This is a genomic window from Streptomyces sp. NPDC111802, from assembly GCF_055634335.1.
Genome location: NZ_JBVKCZ010000053.1, coordinates 23962 through 45876 on the forward strand (window position 1 = coordinate 23962; position 21915 = coordinate 45876).

Annotated in this window: 11 protein-coding genes and 2 pseudogenes; 6 read left to right on the forward strand and 7 right to left on the reverse strand. The window is 63.7% G+C overall.

Going from position 1 to position 21915, the window contains the following annotated elements; all coding sequences use genetic code 11:
- Positions 1–85 precede the first annotated feature (85 nt).
- The 5 genes from ACZ7NC_RS38525 to ACZ7NC_RS38545 form a co-directional block, all read right to left on the reverse strand.
- Positions 86–295 (reverse strand): hypothetical protein, encoded by a 210-nt coding sequence (locus ACZ7NC_RS38525; protein ID WP_471495640.1) that lies wholly within the window; start codon positions 293–295, stop codon positions 86–88.
- Between the two features lie 2150 nt (positions 296–2445).
- Positions 2446–2772, reverse strand: coding sequence for a hypothetical protein (locus ACZ7NC_RS38530; protein WP_471495642.1), 327 nt, complete (start codon positions 2770–2772; stop codon positions 2446–2448).
- A gap of 857 nt (positions 2773–3629) precedes the next feature.
- Entirely contained in the window at positions 3630–3941 is a 312-nt protein-coding gene (locus tag ACZ7NC_RS38535) for a replication initiation protein, RepL2 (protein WP_471495662.1), read from the reverse strand.
- The gene (locus ACZ7NC_RS38540) at positions 3941–4393 is read right to left on the reverse strand and encodes a MarR family transcriptional regulator (protein ID WP_471495644.1); all 453 of its coding nucleotides are present in this window, start codon (positions 4391–4393) and stop codon (positions 3941–3943) included. Before ACZ7NC_RS38540 ends, ACZ7NC_RS38535 begins: the two co-directional genes overlap by 1 nt.
- Positions 4394–5256: 863 nt before the next feature.
- Positions 5257–5388: a hypothetical protein gene (locus ACZ7NC_RS38545; RefSeq protein WP_471495646.1), complete on the reverse strand. Its 132-nt coding sequence runs from the start codon at positions 5386–5388 to the stop codon at positions 5257–5259.
- A gap of 1399 nt (positions 5389–6787) precedes the next feature.
- Between ACZ7NC_RS38545 and ACZ7NC_RS38550 the strand changes: the two genes are divergently transcribed.
- From ACZ7NC_RS38550 to ACZ7NC_RS38565, 4 genes and pseudogenes are all read left to right on the forward strand, one after another.
- Positions 6788–9256, forward strand: a complete 2469-nt coding sequence (locus ACZ7NC_RS38550) for a trypsin-like serine peptidase (RefSeq protein WP_471495664.1) — start codon at positions 6788–6790, stop codon at positions 9254–9256.
- Between the two features lie 2502 nt (positions 9257–11758).
- Positions 11759–12526: a transposase domain-containing protein gene (locus tag ACZ7NC_RS38555; protein ID WP_471495648.1), complete on the forward strand. Its 768-nt coding sequence runs from the start codon at positions 11759–11761 to the stop codon at positions 12524–12526.
- Between the two features lie 504 nt (positions 12527–13030).
- Positions 13031–13936 (forward strand): transglycosylase family protein, encoded by a 906-nt coding sequence (locus ACZ7NC_RS38560; RefSeq protein WP_471495650.1) that lies wholly within the window; start codon positions 13031–13033, stop codon positions 13934–13936.
- 473 nt (positions 13937–14409) lie between these two features.
- Positions 14410–14646: pseudogene (locus ACZ7NC_RS38565) on the forward strand (sigma factor-like helix-turn-helix DNA-binding protein); the annotation flags it as partial.
- A 338-nt stretch (positions 14647–14984) separates the two neighbouring features.
- Here the strand turns inward: ACZ7NC_RS38565 and ACZ7NC_RS38570 are convergent.
- Positions 14985–16505: a DUF5722 domain-containing protein gene (locus ACZ7NC_RS38570; RefSeq protein WP_471495653.1), complete on the reverse strand. Its 1521-nt coding sequence runs from the start codon at positions 16503–16505 to the stop codon at positions 14985–14987.
- Between the two features lie 754 nt (positions 16506–17259).
- Here ACZ7NC_RS38570 and ACZ7NC_RS38575 point away from each other — a divergent pair.
- Entirely contained in the window at positions 17260–20055 is a 2796-nt protein-coding gene (locus tag ACZ7NC_RS38575; RefSeq protein ID WP_471495655.1) for a hypothetical protein, read from the forward strand.
- A 793-nt stretch (positions 20056–20848) separates the two neighbouring features.
- On the opposite strand, the gene ACZ7NC_RS38580 is transcribed toward ACZ7NC_RS38575, so the two are convergent.
- Positions 20849–21181 carry a histone-like nucleoid-structuring protein Lsr2 gene (locus tag ACZ7NC_RS38580; protein WP_471495657.1) on the reverse strand — a complete coding sequence of 111 codons (333 nt, stop codon included), beginning with the start codon at positions 21179–21181 and terminating at the stop codon, positions 20849–20851.
- A gap of 525 nt (positions 21182–21706) precedes the next feature.
- On the opposite strand from ACZ7NC_RS38580, the pseudogene ACZ7NC_RS38585 reads away from it, so the two are divergent.
- Positions 21707–21915: pseudogene (locus ACZ7NC_RS38585) on the forward strand (hypothetical protein); the annotation flags it as partial.

The window sequence follows — 21915 nt, forward strand, 5'->3', positions numbered from 1 at the left end:
AGCAGCTGGATCCTGCTGTTGACCCGACTGAGCCTGTTCATCCGATTTCTGACCGGGTTGAGAACCCGTAGCTGTCTGGGACGAATCAGTCGTCCCTAGCTGACTCCCGCCGGAGTTGGCGCCTGAGTTCGAGCCGGATGCACCCCCCTGACTCGGGCTCTGAGACTAAAACTGCGACTGCTGCTGGGTTGTCGATGTCGTTGGCGTTGACGATGACGTGGACGGCGTTTGCTCGGACGTTTGTTGCTGGGCTGACGGCGCTGCCGGCTGCGTCGCTGACGACGTGGACGGACATGCTGATTGGGTCGATGGCGTCTGCTGCGCCGTCTGCGACTGCGAGGGCTGTGCAGCTGGCTGCGCGGTCTGTGCGGTTTGTGCGGCAGAAGCCTGTGACGCCGACTGCGTGGGCGTCTTCGACTGCTGGCTGGTCGGCACGGCATCCCCATGAGACAGGGACTGCGCCAGCGCCATGACCTTCTGGGGAGTGAGATTGGTCTGTTCCCGATGTTGCTGCGGACTGAGCTGATCCAGAGCGTTCTGTTCGCCCGCGGTGAGGTTCGTGGAGGCGGGATCTACCTGCACGTAGGAACTTGGGGCAACCGCGGCACCGTCTCCCGTGGCGACCGGATCTACCTGCACCGACGGGCCCGGGTCGGCCGTCGCACCGTCTCCCACGGAGGCGGATTCTGCCTGTACGGAGGGGCTTGGGTCGATCGCCGCATCATCTCCCATGGCCTGTCCCACGCCGAAAATGCCACCCGTTGCCATGGTCAGCCCGATCGCTGTTGCTCTCGCTCCCATGGGGGCCAGGTTTCTTGACGCCTTCCGTAGCGGCATGGCCATCTGATGGCGGCCCTGGACACGGCGCTTCGAATGAGCTCCCATGAATTTCCGCTCCTTCCCATTCGCTCATCGGTGATTCCGGGCCGGAACCCGCGGCAGAGCCAGACGATGCCAATGGGGCAGCCCCTGACAGCACAACAGCAGACCCGCCATGAGATACCGTGTAATAGCGAATGCCAGGGCCAGAAGAACACGCCACGCTGGCCATGTCACCCCCTCGACGACCACACACTCCGTTACGCAATAGCAGGCATGACGTCCGACATGTCAACCGGAGAATAAAAGAGAGAGGGGCGAAGGTGAGATTCGTGCGCCGCATAACAACTCGGGGCCGAGGAGCGGTGCATACCAAAGGCAGCGCATCTCGTTAGTGGCGACTGCGTGATGAAAGCCACACGACTGTCGGCGCAGGCACAGGCCAGGGCGGTTTCATAGCCTGACTCTTAGCGCGTATGTGCTGGTCAGCGGAGTCCGGTAGAGCCAGGGGACGGGTGAACGGCTCGTAGGACATCTTGCGGAGTCCAGCGGCGATGTTGTGGTGCCCGGCGGCACGAAGGCAGTTGATCGCGAAGCTGAGCAAGGTGGCCATGTTCTCCGGACCGCGTTCGGTGTGGAGCTTGGAGGCTCCTCCGCGGAGGCGGTGTCCCTGACGAAGTGGAGCCAGTTTTCGATGACCCACCGCAAGCGAATGATCTTCGCTAACTTGAGTTTAACCTCTGTGCGGTGTTGCTCGGCATGCCGGGGCTGAAACAGGCCGGGCGGCGTCTTTACGGCCATCCCCCAGTGAGCGGAGGCGGGTTTGGGAACAGCAAGAAGGCGAAGGCCCCGTCCTGCTGGTGTTGCGTAACTTCTCGGGCGCTCAGCGGCAGAGCGAGTCGGGCTCGGGCCGCCTGCGTTGCCCGTCGGGGGTGAAGGTGCAGACTTTGTCAAAGGGCGTCTCCGAAGCGGACAGCAAGCAGAACAGGTTCCTCAAGCTCAGGCCATGTGGAATCGGGGGCCCGAGTGCTGCCATTCCAGAGATGGAAGAACACGATGGGCTCGTCGGGGCCCTCACCCATGGCCGAGCGTCCCGCTGTACCGCGGGTTAGTCCCTCCGAACAGGATGAATGGGGGCCGAACCCGGAGATGACATCTGCCCACGAGCGGTCCTCCTGCGCCCACGGGCGCACGACTGTCACGCAAAATGCGATACTCGCCAGCCGGCAAAACGTGATCGGGCCTGAGCCAGCCGCGGCGGTGCGCGAACTCGGCGTAGACCGAGGCGACGCAATTCTGATCGTAGCCTCCCGGCATCAACTCCCGGAACAGCCCTGCCACACCCGTGCTGGTCCAGGCCCCTCGGCTCGACCAGCGCGCGGCTCTTCCGCCAATGCCTCGGGCTGGCATTCCACGAACAGCAGATGGTCCGTCAGCATCCGCAGGGCCGCGTCATGCTGCGAGAACATGCCGGGACGGCGCAGGGCAGAGTTCAACTGGTCGACGGATAGGCGTGTATCTCATCGACACGCGCAAGTGATCTAGTGACTGCAGAGCAGGCCGGTACGGGGAGGACACACTCAGGGTGTGCTCTACACCTGACGACGAGTAGCTGAGGCGATGGCATCACCCCAACCGCCAACGCCTCCTGAGTGCGCGGCGCGAAATCCGGCAGTGGGCCGGGCTGTCCGGCCACATGTGGCGCAGGACCACAGTGCGGCGTACTCCGGCATCCAGCATCGCCTGAACGCGGTGCTGGCCGTTGATGAAGCCATCGCTGATGTAGCCGTCGCCGGACGGCTGGATAGCGTCGCCGAGGGAGTACAACGTCCGGAGCACCTCACGCTCCCACTCACTCGCGCCGGCCGCGGCGGCGTACTCACAGACGTAGTCGGCCATGTCTTCCGCCTTCATGCCCTCGTGCTTCGCGCGCGCCTGGGCGGCGAGCGCCATGTGGTTGACCTGATGCCAGTCGCCAGAGTGGTACCAACAGCAGGACCCGCCCACCGCGCTGCGGGAAAACCAGGTTCGTCCAGCGTCGCCACCAGGATGTGCCACCGGACATGCATTGCTCGCGGAACGGGCGGGGCCTCGCCAAGCGCCACAACGCGATCGCCTCGAACCGCGGCTCCGGCTCCGGTTCCAGCTGGGGCGGCACGTAACCCTCGCCGCGGTCATCGGCGACCGGACCGCCGACCAGCTGTACGATCTGCTCCGCGCTGATGGTGCGCCAGCGTGGATGGCGCACCTGGTACGGCTCGGTCTCACTGAAGGTAATCAATCGAAAGTCCGGCTCCCTACCGAACGTGCTCCGAAGTTGCCGCTCGATCCACACCGGCGGCAGTTTTTGGTCGGGGCAGTGCTGCTGCCACACCGCTGCTGCACACGACTCGGCCACGTTGGTCAGGCTCGGGCCTCTTCCTCGGCCTGAGTCGCCACCGCCACCGCCCGCTGGCCGGGTGCTGTGAACAACTGCAACCGAAACGATGTGCGCCCCGCACGAAACATGTGGTCGTCCACGGTGCGTCGGCGCGGAGCAGCGAGGCTCAGCACATCCGCCAGCGTCTCGCCGGACGCGCCTTGAGCTGCAGGATCGGGTCGGGCGGGAGGCCTTTCCTGCGATGCATCATTCATGCCGACATCATGGTGGTTGATCGCTTTGAGCACTCCTCAGGCCACGGCCGAGTTGGTCTCGCACCAGGTTCGGGTGGCTTGACCGAGCCCTTCAGCACTTGCGCAGAGGGCATGGAAGGCGTCCTCTGGACCGCATCTCATGTACGTGACGTCAATGAGGGGCGGTCTGAGAGACGTCAGGTCGCGCGGCGGAGCCGGATGACGACGTTCTCCCCCATGCGCTTGGGTTCGAGCCGGTAGTACTTGATGTGCCCGAGCCTCTCGGTCTCCTCAAGCCAGCCGGCTTCGATGACCTGCTTGCGGGTGCGGGAGAACACGGGCGGGGCCATGCCGACGAGCTTGGCCAGGTTGGCGGCGGTCTCGAGAACGGCGCCGGACCGGTCGGTCGGGTGCAGGGCGTACAGCATGACGACGAGGCGCTGGTTGGCGGTCATGCCGGCCGTCTTCTCAAGCAGCTCGAGGTTCTTCTGCTTGTCGTCACTGCTGATCACTGGGCCTCCCACCGTGTAGGGGCGTTCTCGTTGAAGCCGGGGATGTCCGGCGGGTTGCACGTCTTCACCGCTTCACGCTGTTCCAGCCCTGTTCCGTGGAAGGCAATGTAAGGGCTGATTCGGTAGAAGTTGTAGTTTCCGATGCGTCCTCGGACGATCAGGATGCGGTGTTTGGCCAGCTTTCTATTGATCTTCCCGACCGCGTCGGTAGACATCCCTACGCGTTTGGCGATGTCTGCTCCGGTTGCCCTCAGCGGCTCCAATCGCTCAGGTGAGACCCCGATCCACCACAGGACGAGGAACTTCTGACTGGGCGTGAACGCCTTCGATTCGGTGATCGCCTCGACACGTGCCTTGTCGACCTGCGTGTGCCTGCCCGAGAAGGCGTATGGCGCATAGGGGACCGTCTCGCCCGTGTCGGCGTCAACCAGCCTGCGTACTGCTCCCAACGGACCCTCCGGTGCAAGGGGGTTGATGGATGGTTCACGAGGGACGGCCGTGAAGCCGACCAGATGAACTTAACGTACATGAGCAGGGCGTCAATCAACTCCGCCTGTAGGCCGTGTCGCTTGCTCTCACACGAACAGCTCGTCATTTCGAGCCCTGTCCGCCTCGGGTACTCATGTACGTCACGTCAATCTGGTGCTGCTACAGGATCGTGATGCCCAGATCGTGCAGTCTTGTTGACAGATCAAGCGATCGCCTTGTCAGTTCAATAGATCGTGGTGCCCGATTCCTGGGACTGTGTGGCACGACTGAGGGATCTGGGCCCTCGGGCTTGAGGATCGTCCTCTACGGTCGACGGAACTGCCTGCCAGTTCACTCGATCTCGGTCGCCCAGGGTGTTTGCGCAGGTCATGGTCGCATTGGGAGGCGCACTCTCTTACCTCGTACAGGAAGCAGCACACCTCGCGGCACCGCACCGGAACCCCACGGTGCCAACCCGCGCCGGCTGACGCATCCCTTGCCCGTCACCACCTTGCAGCTGCACTCAAAAGCGGAACAAACGAAGCTCGGCCCCATCCCGGAAACCCCGCTCCACTCGCAGCTGACATTGAACCGGGCACATACGGGTTGTCCTGCGCTCCGCGTCCGCACACGCACCACCCCGCCGCTTTCCGGCGCGCACGGTCCTGTCCCACGACGAAACGGATTCGCGCCGGGAAGTGGTGGGGCAGCGGGGTCCAGGGGCCGGCGAAGGCCCCTGGTACCACGCAGCCAAACCACGCACCAGGTCACACGCGCACCGGTGGTCCCTCGACACAGCGTCGCTAGCTGCGGCCTTGGGCTGCTGGGACCCGCGCTCAGGCACTCACCGGCACGGCACGACCAGTTCCCCCTCCGTGCCCGGCTGCTTGGCGCTCTTGGACCAGAACGCGCCGTGGACCGCGGCCAGTTCCCGCACTCGGCGCTCCAGCCACTTCCGCCCCCGCCGCCACCTCATCACAGCCAGTGACTACCGAACCGAGATGACCGAACGATTCCACGTCTGGAAGGCCATCACCGGCGTGCCCGTGACCGGCTGACCGAGGCACCACCACACCCACACCACACCCCAACCCACCAGCCGCACCAAGAACCTGACAACGCCGGCTGCCAGGCTCGGCGCAGCCGACCGCGAAGCGGCTTGGCCTGGCGGCCCGGCGGCGGCCGTGGTGCCCTCCGGGCGCCGCCCAACGAGGGGGCCGCACCACGACCCACCACCATCTCCACCACCCACACACCCGCACCCAAGATCCCTGCCAGGGCGGGTGGGCCCCGCACTCCAAGGTCCTGGCCAGCTACCTCGAAGTCGTCGACCAGTGGGAGGACAACGCCCTGCTTGGCGTGCTGTAGGCAAACGTGATGGCCGACAGACCTCGACCGGCCGGTGCATCGCCGCCCCGCCTATGCGCCGCCGAACGGCCGTCTCAGCATCTGGCAGACGCGGAACGCGCTCATGGTGAAGCGGTGACAGACAAACCGAGGTGGTATCACCAGGGCCGGGCCGCGGATGGATGGCACGCCCCGCTCTTGATGCGGGTGTGGATCGTCGCCCCGCTCGCTGTCACCACCAGGACCTTCGGCCGCCTTCTGAAAGAAACACGGCGAAATACGGCCTTGGCAGCAAGTTATCTGGCTCGCAGGCGCTGAAGTCGCAGATACTGCGGGTTTCAGGGCTGCAGGCGGGGTGGTGATGTCTGTCACGTGGCTCACTGGGTGGCATAAGGCTGCTTTTGAGGTCCCGCTGGCCTTTCGGGTGCAGTTTGGTATGCGGTTTATGAAGTGCCGAGTGTGGGCCTGTGTTTTTCTTCTGATGGTGACATGGCCAGCGTCACAGCTGCCCCTGCATAACGGATGGCTGGCGGGGATGTGGTTGACACACCAAGCATGCGTGCGGTCGTCTCATTGACAGGCCGTCTCAGGGCTCGCGGGAACCCGCACATACAAGGAGGGGAGCACCGTCAGCGCCGCCATGAAAAGGTTCACCAAACAGGTCAGCGCGCAAGCCTTATCCAGATACGGCGACGCGCCGACCTGAAATCATATTCAGAGATTCAACATTTAGGCGGCCGTCCCTGGTCCTCCTCCGGAGATTTTGAGGGTATCGCGGCAACGCTCCCATGAGAAACGGGCAGAGAAATGAACAATCCGGAATGCCGACGGGATGGCCAGCATCTACCGGTCGTAAAGATCCGGTGACCACATCACTTGATGGGTTGCCATATTTTCGAAGGGATAAAGGAATGACTGCACGCCACAAGAAGGCACACGCCGGGCTGACATCCGGGTGCGGGCCTATTTCGACCAATAAGTGGTTACGTAATGCGACGATCGCCACGTTCATCGGCGTTACAGCATCCATGAGCAGTCAGCTCGTGGATCCTCCCAGCGCCAGCGCGATCGGCATCGACCTGGAAGGCTATAAGAAGCACCGGCCGACTGAGGCCCGCTCCGTGGTTCACATTAAATACACTATCGGCCGCCATGTTTATCTCGGGACCGGATTTGTTGTCGGACCCAAGTTAATTGTTACCGCGGCGCATGTGGTTAATGCAGCACCACATCCCGAGGACGTGCAAGTTACCTACTTTAACGAGAAAGGGAAACCACACCACATAAAAGCAGAAAAGTTATACATTTCTCACGGTTACAATAACCGCACATTTACCAATGATTTCGCTACTATCGGACTGAAAGAACCGTTACCACCTAGTGTTCCGCATCTGCCATTGCCCGGCGATCCAGGTGTCGATTTGCCGGAATCAAAAGGGTACAGGGCGCGAGTGTACGGTCACACAGAGCAAACGGAACGTAAACTACAAGAAGTGCAGTCAAAATGGGGCGATGTGGCACCTCAGCATCCCAGCGCCCAAGACGCAGTCAGATTTGCCAAATCATATAATGGTTGGCTTAACTCCTTCGAGAGCGCCGGTTACGGATCTACATCTAAGCGCCTGAGTGGAAATGTTGACGTTCACGAGATCTCCGGCTCCCGATGGCGCGCCAACAGTAAGCAATATCCTGACGGCGGAAATCCCACCACAAATAATCCGCTTGATTTAATTCGCGCGATTCCGGGTCTTCCCGGTGACAGCGGCGGCCCGCTGATCGCTAAGGATAAAAACGGAAATCCTGTGGCAATTGGTGTCAGTTCGACTAGCGGTGTAGGTGGTACAAATTGGGCGCGGACTGATCACGGGTTACGGCCTGGCCATGGGTTACGGGAGGTCCTGGACAGGGCGGCAAAAGACGGATTTAGTCGGAATACGGATCCGGGCAATGCTTTTAAGGATCCGGATGGGGAGGTGCCGTCTGGGCCGGGCGCGCGAGAGCACGGTGCCGGGAAGCCGGACGCAGACGGCTCGAAGTCTCGTGGTGATCATGCAGAGCCGGTGGCGGCTGTGCAGGGGCCGCAGTCTCATCGGGAGTCTGCTTCTGCTGGTGGGGGTTCCGGTGTGGTGTATGGCCATGTGAAGGGCGCCCGCGACTGGGAGGTTGCGGATCCGTCCCAGCCTCAGCGCTATGACCGTTTTGATGGCTACCGTCTGGGCAAGGACGACCGCTGGCAGACCATGAAAGACCTGGAGGCTTCTCTTCGTGGGCAGGCGAAGCCCGCGGATGCGTCGCAGGCTCCATCGGACCGGGATGCGAAGTCTGCCAGTGGTGTTTCCGGCGGGCTGGGTGGCACGCCTGCTGGTGGTGCAGCTGCGCATAGTGATGCGGCTGGTTCGGAGCTTCCTGCCGGTGATGGTGCGCATGCGTGGCACGGGCTGCAGGGTGGCTACCAGGGTGACTGGCAGTACAAGGACGGGCAGGGGCAGGGCGGTTGGACCAAGCCGGGGTCGTCCCAAGGCGGGTCTGTGCTGGGCACACTGGCTATACCGTCGGGTGGGTCTGCTTCCGCGTTGGCTGGTAAGTCCGCGGAGGGCTCTGCCAGTTCCGGTGCTGTTTCTGGTGTGGGTTCCGTGAGTGTGCCGGGCACGTGGGCTGGGTCTGTGTCTGGTGTGGGGCAGCAGGCTTCGGCTCCGGCGTCTGGGTCTGTGGGTTCTGCGGGGGCTGCGCCGACGACTGCTGTTCCTGTTCCGGATGCGTCTTCTCTGGGTGGCGGGTTGGGTTCGGCTGGTCAGGGGGCTGGGGGTTCGGATCTGGCGGATAGCCCGGCGGCTGCGAAGCCTGCAGACAGCTCCATCGGTTCCGGTTCCGGTTCCGGTTCTGGTTCTGGTTCCGGTTCTGCGGGCTTGTCGCCGGGGGCTTCTGCTGCGCCTGTGGCTGGGGCTTCTGCGCCTGGGTCTGGGGTGCAGGAGGTGCCGACTGCTCCTGTGGCTAAGCCGGTTGCGGATGTGCCGATTGGCGGGGGTGGGGACACGGTGCTGAAGGATCTGGGTGGGTTCACGCAGACGTCTGGTGCTGCGCCCACGTCGGGTGCGCCCACGTCGGCTGTGCCTGGGTCTTTGTCGGTGTCTGCGCCGGCCACGTCTGCTGCGCCTGAGGTCCCGTCTGCTCCGGCTGCGCAGCAGGCGGCGTCTGTGTCTGCTCCGGCGGTGTCTGCTCCGGCTCCTGCTGGGTCTGAAAGTTCGCAGCAGTCTGCTCCAGCAGTGGAGACTCCGGCCACGTCTGCTGCGCCTGCTCCGGTCCCGGCTCCGGTTGAGACGACACCTACGCCTGCGCCTGTGGCTGAGGCCCCGCAGCAGGCTGCGCCTGCGGCGGCTGAGACGCCTGCTGCGTCAGCAGCTCCGGTGGAGCAGGCTCCTGCTCCTGCTCCTGCTCCTACGTCTGTGCCTGAGCAGGGTGCTGCGCCTGCGGCTGAGCAGGCTCCGGTTCAGCAGTAGGTGATGGGCGGGGGTTGCCGGGGTGGTGGTCGGGGGTTGCCGGGGTGGTGGTCGGGTCTGATGGTGTCTGGTCTTCGGTTTTGGGCCGCTCCGGTTTCTGTCCTTGCCCTGTCCGGCGTCCCTGTGGCTGCGCCTGCTGTGGTTCCGGTGGAGCAGGTTCGGCAGTAGTTGGTGTGGGGTTGCGATCAAGCCTTTGAGCTGGTTGATCGCGAGGTGCGATTCACGCCAAGGTCTAAATTCGCAAACCTATTTCCTGCCGGAGGAGGCCGATCCTGGTTCCCTCTGGGGGTGAATGGGCTCGTCGCAACATGAAAGGAAGTATTAAAATGGCAGGAAGTCATAGGAAATCGCGCGAAGTGTTCACCCGCGGGCAGAAGCGGGCGTTGAGGACCGCCGCTGTGCTGGCCCCCCTCTCTGTGGGGCTCATGGTCACTGCCGCAGCGAATGCCTCAGCCGAGGGAAATGCGCCGGGGTGCCGGTATTCGGAACAGGATGGGGAATGGCAGTGCCCTGATCTTGTTACAGCAATAAAGGAGGGGCATCCGTTCGCGCGGACCGCGTTGGGCTTGAAGTATCGGCCGGGGGACCCTCAGTCTGAATTCTTGCAGCGGCAAATGGGGGCTATGAAGCCCGGTCAGAACCCGGTCGGTCCGCGAAGCGGCCATATGGGCGCGACTGTTGGCGATATATATCGCCAACATGTCAAGCCGCATATTAGTTTAGGTTACGACGACAAGGGGAAAACGTACACGGGAGATGAGGCTAACCCGTACTCGCCGAAATATCACGGTATCAATGCCAGCGGGCACACCTTGAGGGGTCCCGGCTATAACTACGCGACACACCAGTATGACGGAGGCAGCTACGAGGATTACCGGAATGCTCACCCGGAGCTTTACCGAGCTCCAGGTGCATCATCTGGTGGGCAGTCCGGATCGGGTGCTTCTGCTGGCGGGAATGCAGGTTCGCCGGCCTCTAGTGATTCGGACCAGCAGGGCCAGCAGCAAGGTGCGGATGCGGCGAAGTCGGCGCAGGACGGTGCGGGTGGTGGCACTGGGCGGCAGGCCAGGTCTGTCGCGGATCCGCAGGCTAAGCCTGGTGCGCAGCCGGATGGTGCTTTGCCGGGGCAGGGGCTGTCCGCTCTGGCTGGGCCGGATGCCAACTTCCTCAGTCAGCGGGCTGACGGTGCCAAGGCGCCGGCGGTGTCGGATGGCTTCGGTTCCACGAACGCGTTTGGTTCACCGTTGACTGACCATTGGGATAAGTGGAGGCAGCAGACCTTCCACGATGGCCGGCGGCAGGGGGGTGCTGAGGGCCGGTTGTCGGCAGCGGACACCTCGGCCACGGCAGGCACGCAGAGCCCGCCGGCGGGTGGGGATCTGTCTAAGCCGGCTGTGGATGCTTCCAGCCCTGCTGGAACAGCTGGTACGCCTTCCACGGGCGGCTTGCGGGACCCGGCTGCTCACAAGGCTGAGGGTTCCGGCTTGACGGATAACTCAGCGGCTCCCAAGCCCGCAGAAAGCCCCAGCGGTTCTGGTGTGGGTTCGGTGGATGCGCCCGCTGGGTCTGCTGGGTCTGTGTCTGGTGTGGGGCAGCAGGCTTCGGCTCCGGCGTCTGGGTCTGTGGGTTCTGCAGGGGCTGCGCCGACTACTGCTCCTGTTCCGGCTGTGCCTGCTTCCCTGGGTGGCGGGTTGGGCTCTGCTGGTCAGGGGTCTGGGGGTTCGGGTCTGGCGGATAGCTCGGCGGCTGCGAAGTCCGCGGAGGGCTCCATCGGTTCCGGCTCTGGTTCTGGTTCTGGTTCTGGGGATCCGTCGGCTGGGGCTTCTGCTGCGGGGTCTTCGCTGGGGGCTCTGTCTGCTCAGCCGTCTGTGTCTGCCCCGGATGAGCCGGTTGGCGGGGGCGGGGACACGGTGCTTAAGGATCTGGGCGGGTTCACGCAGGCAGCTGGTGCTGTGCCAGCGTCGGGTGCGCCTGCGCCTGAGGTCCCGTCTGCGTCTGTGTCTGCTCCGGTTTCTACTGGGTCTGAGACTGTGCAGCAGTCTGCTCCGGTGGTGGAGACTCCGGCCGCGTCTGCTGAGGCTGCTTCGGTTCCGGCTCCGGTTGAGACGACACCTGCGCCTGGGCCTGTGGCTGAGGTCCCGCAGCAGGCTGCGCCTGCGGCTGCTGAGGCGTCTGCTGCGTCAGCAGCTCCGGTGGAGCAGGCTCCTGCTCCTGCTCCTACGTCTGTGCCTGAGCAGGGTGCTGCTCCTGCGGCTGAGCAGGCTCCGGTTCAGCAGTAGTGGGTGGGCGGGGGTTGCCGTCTCCGTCCCCGGTCCCGGGGCGGGATGGGGTACGCGACAGCATGGTTTCGGCTCGCTGAAGTACGAGCACCTCTACCGTCTAGAGAACGACGATCTCGACACCCTCGTGACCGCGGTCGAGGAGGGCCGGCACGTCGTCATCCCCCCTGTCGAAGGCATGACAATACCGTTGCTTTTGAGGCTGCCAGCCGGTTGACCCGGTGTGCTGATAACCCGTCTGGAGCGGTTGGGGCTGGGAGTCCTGACCCGGTCGTGTCCGCCTGAGGTGGACCGGGCCGTTGCCGAAGCCGGCCGCTCGGAGAAGCGGCGGCGTCTGCTGTCGGCCCGGTTCACGGTGTACTTCGTGCTGGCGACGTGCTTGTTCCCGCAGGCCGACTACCTGGAGGCCCTGCGCCTGGTCAAGACCGGGGACGCGGGACTGCGCTCCTGGTCCGGGGTGAACGAGTCGTCGCTGACCAGGGCCCGGCAGCGGCTCGGTTGGCCGGTGATGCGGGACCTGTTCCGGTCGGTGGCCCGGCCGCTGGGCGCGGACGGCGAACTGTTCCGAGGGCTGCGGGTGCTGGCCCTGGACGGGATGTTGCTGGCCGTGCCCGACTCTGCGGGCAACAACGACGCCTTCGGCAAGTCCGGATCCCAGCGCAGTCCCATGGGCTATCCGCAGGCCAGAGTGGTCGCCGTGGCCGAGTGTTCCTCTCACGCCGTCCTGGACGCCGCGATCGGCGGGTTCAAGGATTCTGAACGCATCGTCTCCGACGCCCTGGACGCCCATGTCGGGACCGGCACGCTGTTACTGGCTGACCGAGGGCTGTGGGGTCTGGCCCGTTGGCACCGGCTCCGGGACCAGGGCACGCACCTGCTGTGGCGAATCGAGCGACGCAAGGCCCGCAGGGTACGAGAGTTCTGGGCCACGGCCGCTCTCGTCGCCTTGACGAGGCCCACTGCTCCGCTGAGCTTGCGCACGGTTTCCTGACCCCTGCGCCGACCGCGTCGGTATGGGACTGCACCCGAGGTGGAGGCAACGATGCCGCCAATCTGCGCCATCTCAAACGCGCCCCGGTGGGCTGGTCGGCGGCAAGTTCTGGTGCGGACAGCCGGACGACGCACTAGGACAGAGGGCCACGCGTCCCCGCCGCCCTTGCGCATGGCCGGGAAGTACTCAACCCACCAAGACCCTCAAGTCGTTGGCATGCTCGGTCGCCATGACACCACCTCGATCCTTGCCGTCATCACGGGTCCCACGGCCGTACGAAGACCGGTCACCTGAGCTCAGCCTTGCCTGCCCCGACATCCTTGTCACCCAACAGCACCTGCCCGACTGAAGGAATGTGACACATCCTCAAATTCGTGACGCTTGCGTGATCTACGCGGCATTGACTTGTGGCGAGTGATCGACTGCGGATACGTTCACTCGTCTGCACGGCACCCCGTCACCATCCGCCGCGCCGGTCCCTGTTGTCTCACGAAAGGTATCCGCATGCTCTCCGGGAATGGTCGACACCGTCGCCCCCGTCAAGCTCCGGCTCTCCTCATCGCAGCCGGATTAACCAGCTCCGCGATCACCATCCCGTTATTCGGCGCCACCGGGGCCAGTGCCGCTAGTGGAGGTACGTGGGACCAGGTCGCGGAATGTGAGAGCGGTGGCGCCTGGAGCGAGAAGAGCGGCAACGGGTACTACGGCGGCCTCCAGGTCTCCCAGAAGGACTGGGAGACGTACGGCGGCCCGAGATACGCTCCGACAGCCGACCAGGCCAGCCGCTCCCAGCAGATCGCCGTCGCTGAGCAGATCCTCCACAAGCAAGGCACAGATGCCTGGCCCACCTGCGGACCGCTCTCCGGGCTGAACAAAGCCTCCGAACCGGCACACGTCGATACGGGCATCAGGGATGAACCACCCGTTTCGCGCATACTCAATGCTCCCGGCATGCTTAACGCGGTGGGCGCTTCATCGAGTGACTCACCGTCCAGCTCGACGCCACCCGAACCGTCGGCCAGCTTGCCTAATTCGCCCTCATCCCCGTCTTCCTGGGGCCTTACGGATAGCTCCATCCGGCCCGAGACCTCCACTACGTCCGCCGCGGCCTCGCCTTCCTCCGAGTCCAGCACAAGCGCCACCCAGGAGCCGGAAAGCTCGCCCGCAGAATCCGCAGACGCGGCCAGCTTCAACAAGGGCAGGCAGAACATCGGCTTTTCGAGCCTGGTCGACACCGGCACCATCGCCGGAAACGACAGCGCCGAAGACGCCAGCACCGACGAAGAGTCCAACGACGGCCGTACGGATATCCCCGCTGGTGGGCAAGCTGTCCCTGACAAGGGCTCATCCGCTGCCCGGAAGGGCGACGTTCTCTCCTCCATCACAGCGCTTCTTGGTTTCGATGACTGACTGCACCAGCTCTAGGACTCCAGTTACTTCTCCATGCGTCCTGACGCGCCCCGCGCCAGCTGGGCCTGTCCGAGCCTAGTTGGCTAACGCTGCGTCAGGACGATGGTGCTTCGTGCCTCCCGATCGGGATGTGTTCGGTACTGGTAGTGACCGAGGCGGGCGGCGGGTTGATGGCCGCCGGCGGTGGCGCGACCGGTGGCGCCGGTATCTAGCCGCGATAGCAGGGCTGCTGAGGGAAGGCGAGATCCACCGAGGCCATCAGCGGCTAGGAAGGCGTGCGCCACCATGATGGGTGCTACCAGCCCACGTAGCGGCGGACTTCGTATCGGTCCGGAACGTACCGATCTACACGCGGCCTGGAAGGCCTCCCGACCGCCCGCGCATCCTGGTAACGCAGACCAAGTGCCCGACACCGGCGCGCCGTCCCCGTACGACCCAATGTCTCAAGTTCACCTGTCCCCTCGAGTTCATAACCAAAGGAAGCCAAGATCAACAAGGCGCTCGCACTGCTCTCCGATGCGCTGGGTGGCCTCAGCGCCGCGCATCGCCAAGCGCTCATCGAAACGTACTTCAAGGGGCACACAGTCAGGGAAGCGGCCGAGAAACTCGGTATCCCCAGTGAGACCGTAAGCTCCAGGGTGCTCTATGCGCTGCACTCGCTGAAACTTGCCCTCGAGAACAGTTCCGGCAGCGGCGCCTCTCACGGATGAGAGAGGCAGTGCCGCCAGTCGCCATGGGTTTAGTACTCCAGCAGCGGTTCGTGTCCTGAGCTGCGTTTCCGGTAGCGGCAATGAAGGGCGATGGCTTGGCGGCGTCTTCTCCAGGTCGACCACTTCAGTGTGTGGATGACGGGGTCGCAGCGGGCTCGTGGGTAGGGCACGAGAGCGTCCCAGAAGTCGCCGGATCTCTGCCACCGTGAGTGGCACGAGGGCTGATCCGTTTTTGCAGCCCTCTTTGTAGCGTCGCCGGTGACTTGTGCTGTGGGCTGCCGCAGCACCGACCGGACCATAAGCCCCGCGCAGAATTGACTGGGGTCAATTGACTGGGGTCATGGGATGGCGTAGCCGAGGAGGGATTCGGGGGTTTTGCCTTCGCAGTCGGCTCGCTGGGATACGAAGTGGTCGCCGTTGGACGACGTGTAGCAGCGGTAGAGGGGAACTGTTCCGGGGACTTGGCTGGAGTAGATGTGGCCGACGGGCCCGAGGGGGAACTGGCCCTCACATCCGGGGTCCCGGGTCAGCATCGAATGCTTGCCGACCTTGCATTCATAGAGCATGACCGTGCCGGGCTGCTCGTTGCGGAACAGATGCCAGTTCGCCTCGGTAGCAAACCCGGGCGGCAGCGCACGGGAGGAAGCCATGTGGCCCCGGTCGGTGTGGGAGCCGCGACGCAGCACCGTGTGGGGCAAGTCGTCGAAGCCGCAGGAGAGTTTGGCCGGGGACAGGTCGTTGCGATTGGCCAGCGCCCAGGTCGACCAGGCAGGTTTGGCTGAGCCGTCCGCCCGGCGAAGACCGAGCTGGAGGCCGCCTTCGTTCTGGTTGTCCCGCATACGGTGGTAGATGTAGCTCTCGATACCTGGCGTGCCGAGTACGTTGCGGAAGCTCCAGCAGAGCAGCTCCGCTTGCGGCGCCTCGTTGGACGGGTGGCCGGAGTTGATTCCGTTTTCGGTGAGCTGGACGGTCCAGGCATGGGGTTTGTCGGGGAACCGCTGGCGCAGCCAGCCCAGCAGGATGCCGATGTTTCCGAAGGTGACCTTGGGATAGTCGTCGGCGGTGAAGGTGGGACTGGACAGGTTTGGGGGGTAGGCATGGTAGGCCACGCGCCATTGGCGGTTGCCCGCGCGCACGGCGAGGCCCTCCAGCACGGTCATGCCGGACAGCATCCCCTGCTCGGGCCGGTCGAACTCGCGGCCGAAGTGGTGCTCCAGCGAGGTGAGCACCTTCGCCGTTGACTGCTCGGCGATGATGCGGTCATAGGCGGCGTTGTAATTGGCCGCGATCTGGTCCAGCCAGGCGCTGGTGTCACACGGGGCGCCCTGCCCGCAGCCGATGTCGAACCAGTCGTTGGTATTGACCTCGTTGTTGATCACGAAGTCGGCGATCCTGCCGTGTCCGTGCAGCCCGTCGTAACGTTCAGCGAGCATGCCCGCGAAACGTCCGTAGTCGGCCGGGTTGTTGGGCACGCAGAAGATGTCCATCCCCGGCCCCGTGGGTGAGCAAGGGCGCCCCGCGCGTGCCCACTCGGGAGTGCCGTAGACGATGGCGGTAACCACCAGGCCGCGGTCAACCCATTCCTTGATGGCCGCGTCCACGTCAGCCGGGACGGCGAAACAGCGCCCGTCGTATTCCTGCTCGTTCGCGGCACACGGCGCTGTCTTGGCTGTTGGCTCCCAGCTCGCCCAGACCATGTTCATCGCCACGCCACCGGCATTATTGCCGGAAATATCATCTTTGTTCTCCCAGTAATCAGGCTGGATACCTTTGATTCGATAGTCCGACCTGGTGGGATACGGCAGCGGAGATGGCTCACTCGACCCCGAGGCCGTGGTGGGAATGATGAGAGCGAGCACGCCTAACAGCACTGCAGCGACGGGCCACGGGGACCTGGCCATGATCCTCCATCATGATCGGCGGGGTCGGCCCCCGATTTTCGCTCCAGACTAAGACCCGCCAGCAACCACGACCACGCATCAGAGCGACAATCAGGCCGAGCGCATTCACTGCTCCACACGCAAGCCGCTGCACAGCTGGGGAGAAACGTCCGTACGCCGACAGCGTGTGGCGCGGATGTGATTTGCATCATGCGCACAGGCGGACTAGAGCCCAGTAGCAGCGCCTCTCGCGTGACTGGACTGGGGCGCCCGCTCCAGAATTTATCGTCGGGGATACCGCTTCCACGGCTCTGTCGCCCATCATTTATCACTCTATCTAACGTGACGGGAATCACGCTCGCTGTCGCATAACGGAGCGCACGCTTGTTTGAAAGTGACTTCGTGATCTCAATGTGCTCTGCTGCTGCCTGCGGCCGCCGTTACCGGGGGTAGCCCAACTTCGTTCAGTTTCCCTCCGTGTGCCCTGAACACGACATTCAGGTCATCGTGTTTGCATGACACGGAAGAAGGCCGTGGGGAAATAAGTCTTCTACACTCCGACAGATTTGGACCCTGGCAGCGATCGTTTATGACATTTGTCGGCGTACGCGGGAAGCCTGCACATAGGCGGCACCGAAATTTCCGGCCGGAATGCAGCTTCCGCATGTCCGCCACCTGCCAGATGGAGCCGTTTTCGATTCGCCCTCCGAGGCGTGATGAGATCAACTAGAAAATGAAAGGTATTGAGGATATGTCAGGGCGTCACAAGAAGGTGAGTAAGAGCTCGATTCTGGCGGCGAACGGGTACGCCACCACGGCCCTTTCTTTAGGGGTCGCTCTGGGAATCGGCGCGGGCGGTGCGGCCCCGGCGTTCGCTGCCAGCGGGCATGGCCACGGCGGAAGCGGCTCACACGGCGGCTCCCATGGCGGAGGCAGCGCAGGGAACAACGGACACGAGGGCGGTTCGGGCAGCGCGGGATCAACGCGTCAAGACCCGTTCGCCAAGACATCCTGGGTTACGAACAATTCTGACAATGACGTGTTCGTTGTTACGGATGCAAGTAAAGCGGCTAAGTGGTTTACATGGGCCGGTAATGTCGTGAAATTCGCCGCCGGACAGATGGAAGGCCCTCATGGGGACATTACCTCAGTGGTGGACACCATGGGTGCGTTCCATGACCTCTTGCAGGAAAATGGCGTGGTCATGGTCAAGGCTCACAGTAAGGCTAAGGTCTACTCGCTGGGAGACATGACTAACCTCTCTGAGCAGGGCCGCCACATACCCGGCGTAAACAATCTGCAACTCAGCCTGTTCAATGTGGGCAGCGATGGGAAGCTCCGGACGTCGGAGTTCACCGGAAATGCGGGTGACTCGTGGATTGTCGACAAGGATAAAATTGGTATCGAGGGTCCGGCCGATGCTGCTGGCGTAACGCACACGTGGGAGGAAGCGAAGCCGACGACCGAGAAGCATCCTGACAGGGCATGGCGCGGTATTGCGCACACCAGTCCGGACACGGACCGGATCTGGGTCACAAATAAAACCGGAGATTTCGCAATCGTAGCCCCGTCGGATAGTGACAGCGCTGCGAAATGGGATGCCTGGGGTGGTGCCGCAAAGGCGGTCACGAGTAAGCTCCTAGGCATGGCAAAAATACCCGGTAAGATCGCCGATGTGTCAATGGGAGTAGCTGACCTGGTGACCGAGGCTGCAAATATTTCGGATAGCCATGGCGTGAGTGTCATTGCTCCCGGCCAGACGGTGAATGCCAACAGCGTGAGCCTGTTCCCCGCTGCCAACCCACTCAACCCTAAAGGCTTCCTCGGACACGTGGGTTTGATAAATTCGGTGCGCCTCGATTTCACCGGATTGGATAGCAAGACAGGAAAACTTCGCCCGCTCACCAGCTTCGACGCCAACCAGCAGGCTTCCTGGATTATCACGGGACAGGGTATTTACGAAGCGGATCACCGGTACCCCATCATGAAACGATCGGACTCGGACGCTCTCATGTATCCCTGGGGCTCCTCAAATGCCGTGCCACAGAAGCAGGATGAACTGTCCACCACTCTCGAACAGGTGACGGACCTCGCCAATGATTTCGCGGCCCACGGTACAGACGGCCGCGAAAACGCCGAAGCCGCGTTATGGATCAGAGATCATGTGAAGCCAGTACTGGAGCGGCAGGATAGTAATTCCCCAGTTGCCAAGAGCCTCCAGCAGATCGTGAACCTGGTCGATCAGGCCGAGCAACAGCGACAAGAAGGTCCAGAGCTGCAACGCACCTTCGGGCAGATCGGGACCATCACGAGCGGCTTGCGCAACAACCAGGACGCGGGTGCACAGTTGGCTGCCCCAGTTCGAACAGGCGGCTCAACCATGGATGGTGACTCGCACTCGGCCGCGGCCAATTCGCTGACGCCCGAGGAGAGCTCGGCCTCTACCGGTTCGCGCCAGAAGCGAAGTGCGGACCAGGATGCCATGCAGGCTCAGCCGTTGTCGGATACCACTACCCCGTCAGCGACTACAACGGACGGCGCCGCGAGTGGCGCTGCCTCGCCCAAGAGCGGCGGTCCTGGTGGTTCAGCCACCGGTGCTCCCGCGCCGAGCAGTTCATCCACCGACGGAAGTGACAAGGACACTGCCAGCAGTGCGGCCACGTCCGACAGCCTGAATGCCAGGGGTGGTGCGATGACCGATTCGGCTACGAACGCCGCCGATCAGGCGAAGTCGGTGCCAGGCAAGTCCAACCCGCTCTCGCCGCAGTCGACGCAGTACCAACTCGGTTCCCAGAGCTCGCTTCTGTCTTCCGGCACCAGCGCTCACGGGCCTGCGGATGGAGCCGGTCCGGCGTGGCAGCCGGGCCAGAAGGCGGACTGGCCAAGCATCCACGGCAAGACCGTCCTTCCGGGGGCCTCCGCCCCAGTCAAGGCCGGTATATCGACCCCGGACGGCCGCGGTTCAACCGTTGGCGGCACGTCCCCCGAAAGCCTCACCACGAGCGGCACGTCCGCAGGCACCCCGTCCGCTTCAGACAGCAGGGGTACCGCCCCCCAGGCAAACGATCCCGGCACCACCAACGCCTGGGGCCAGCCATCCAACCCGCAGCAGCCCGGTGGCGTCGGTGCCGGCGACAAACAGGCGAACGCTCTGAATCAGTTGGCGGCACCGGCGGGTTCACAGTCGTCTGAATCCCGGGTGCAGCACGCATCGGATGCGCCCGTCACGCAGCAGGCCGGCGGCGCTATTTCCACGGACACGCCCGGTTCGGCATCGAAGGATTTCTGGGCGCAGTGGCGGCAGCAGACGTTCCAGGGCGGTCAGCAGCAGGCGCCGAATGGGGCGGCGCCCGTGGCTACCCCGACGCAGCAGGCAGCCCAGCCTGTGGCGCAGCAGTCCGGTATCTGGAGCCAGACTCAGCAGACACCGGCTGACCAGCAGACGCAGCCGGCGTACCAGCAACCCTCTGGCTCTGATCAGAGTCAGCAGCAGGGAACTTCGTCCACTGCCAGCGCTAAGCTCGTCTGAAACCGCGTTCCCCGACAGTGAATTGCCCTGCCTCACACCGAGACGTCTCGGTGTGAGGCACGTCGGAAAGAGCTCCCTACGTTGTTCTGCGGGAGGTGGTGGGCCCTTCGTGTACGGCGTGCGCGACCGTGGGGGGAGACGCCCTTGGCCATGAGGGGCGACGGTGGCTGACCTTCGGCATCCAGGTGGCCGAGCGCCGACCAGGGCTCTTCGATGGCGAAAGCGGTGACACCCGGACGGAGGTTCACGGCCTCGCCAGACATCCCGCGGGAGCGTGCGGTTCGATGTCGTCACTGCCGAGGTTCGGCCGACAGACCGTCGAAACGGGTGCGCCTGTCGGAGGGCAACCAACGTGGTGCCGTCGAAGACGGTGTTCGGCCGCCGGGTGTTCGTCGAGTCGCTGACCACGTCGGTGATCAGCAGCCGGATACTGTTCGACTGGCGGCGGGCCTCCGGCTGGGCCGCCGTTCTGGGGCCCCCACACCCGCGACTCCCTCAGACCGTCCCTCAAACTCCGCAGCACAGCAGGGCGACTTGGCGTCGCCCGCCCAGCAACCCCGCCGCTTGTGGACACGCCTCTTCAGCCGTTCGTCGGCACGCTGATCCGACCGGCTTCCTGATGGCGCCTGATGTAAGCGCATCGGACTTGTCGACGACCGCGATGCCATATGTGGCGGATCCGCACGCTCGCATGGGGCAATGGCCCTGCGCACGGCTCGGCGACTCTCACTTGCTGGGTGAGGGAGCCGGTGGTACGTACCAGCCCCCGCACCAAGCCGCACTGCAGATGTGGTCACCGAGCGGCTTCGAAAGCCTCCCGGATCTTCCCCGGAACACGACCGCGGTCGTTGATGTCATAGCCATGGGCACGCGCCCATGCCCGCACCTCTTCCGCACTGGACCCAGCCACCGGCCCCTTATGCGCACGTCCTGTCTTCCTGCCTCGCCCCGTCTTGCGGCCCTTGTCGATGAAGGGACGCAAAGCCGAATCCAGCTGGTCGTAGTTCTCGGGCGTCAGATCAATCTCGTACTCCACGCCATTGAGCGAGAACACGTGCGTGGAAACCTCATCGGATTCCATGCCAGTCAGATCATCTGTGTACCGCATCACAACCTTCTTAGCCATGAGCGGATCGTACCCATAGACGGCAAGAGGTCACTCGAAACAGCGTGCGACTGGCCTCGCCCGACCCTCCTTCATGAGCGTCTACCTCCGGCGTTGGGAGCGCTGTGACTGAGCGCACCTGGCAGGAGAAGCCCCATGGCGGTTACGAAATGGGAGAGCTTCCCCAAAGAGGTATATGACGCCAGCCACCACCTCTTCAGTCGAGCGCCATCCACGCCGCTCGTGAGCTGATGAAGCCGGAGGCCCAAACACCTAGGTAGAGGGCTCCCACGCTCTTTTGCGGGAGTTACAGAAGGCACACTCCCAACGAAGCCGGCTACGGCGGTCCGTCCAGGGCTGCGGCGAGGTCAGCCGTCAAAAGCCTCAGCCAATGGGCGTAGCAAGTTCCGGCACATTGTGCGATTTGATGGAAAGCCACCCGCTTATCCCACTTCGCGTCATATGAGAGAACAGTGAGGATCTTTACGTTGTTCCTCGGCCCATGTGTCACCAATCTGGGTCATTCGATTCATGTGGAGTTGACTGATGGAATTGCGGCAGCGTCGGCGTTGGGCCGGCGGAATGTCCTTGGCGTTGTCTACGGCGTTATCGGCGTCGCTTGCAGCGACTGGTGTTCTTTCCATGGTGGCTTCAGCTGCTGCTGATGCTGGGGATGGTCAGGCGACGGTTCGTGTGGTGCGGGAGGTGAATGCCAACGGTAAGTGGGATTCGGTGCTGGAGCCGGGCTGGGCCGG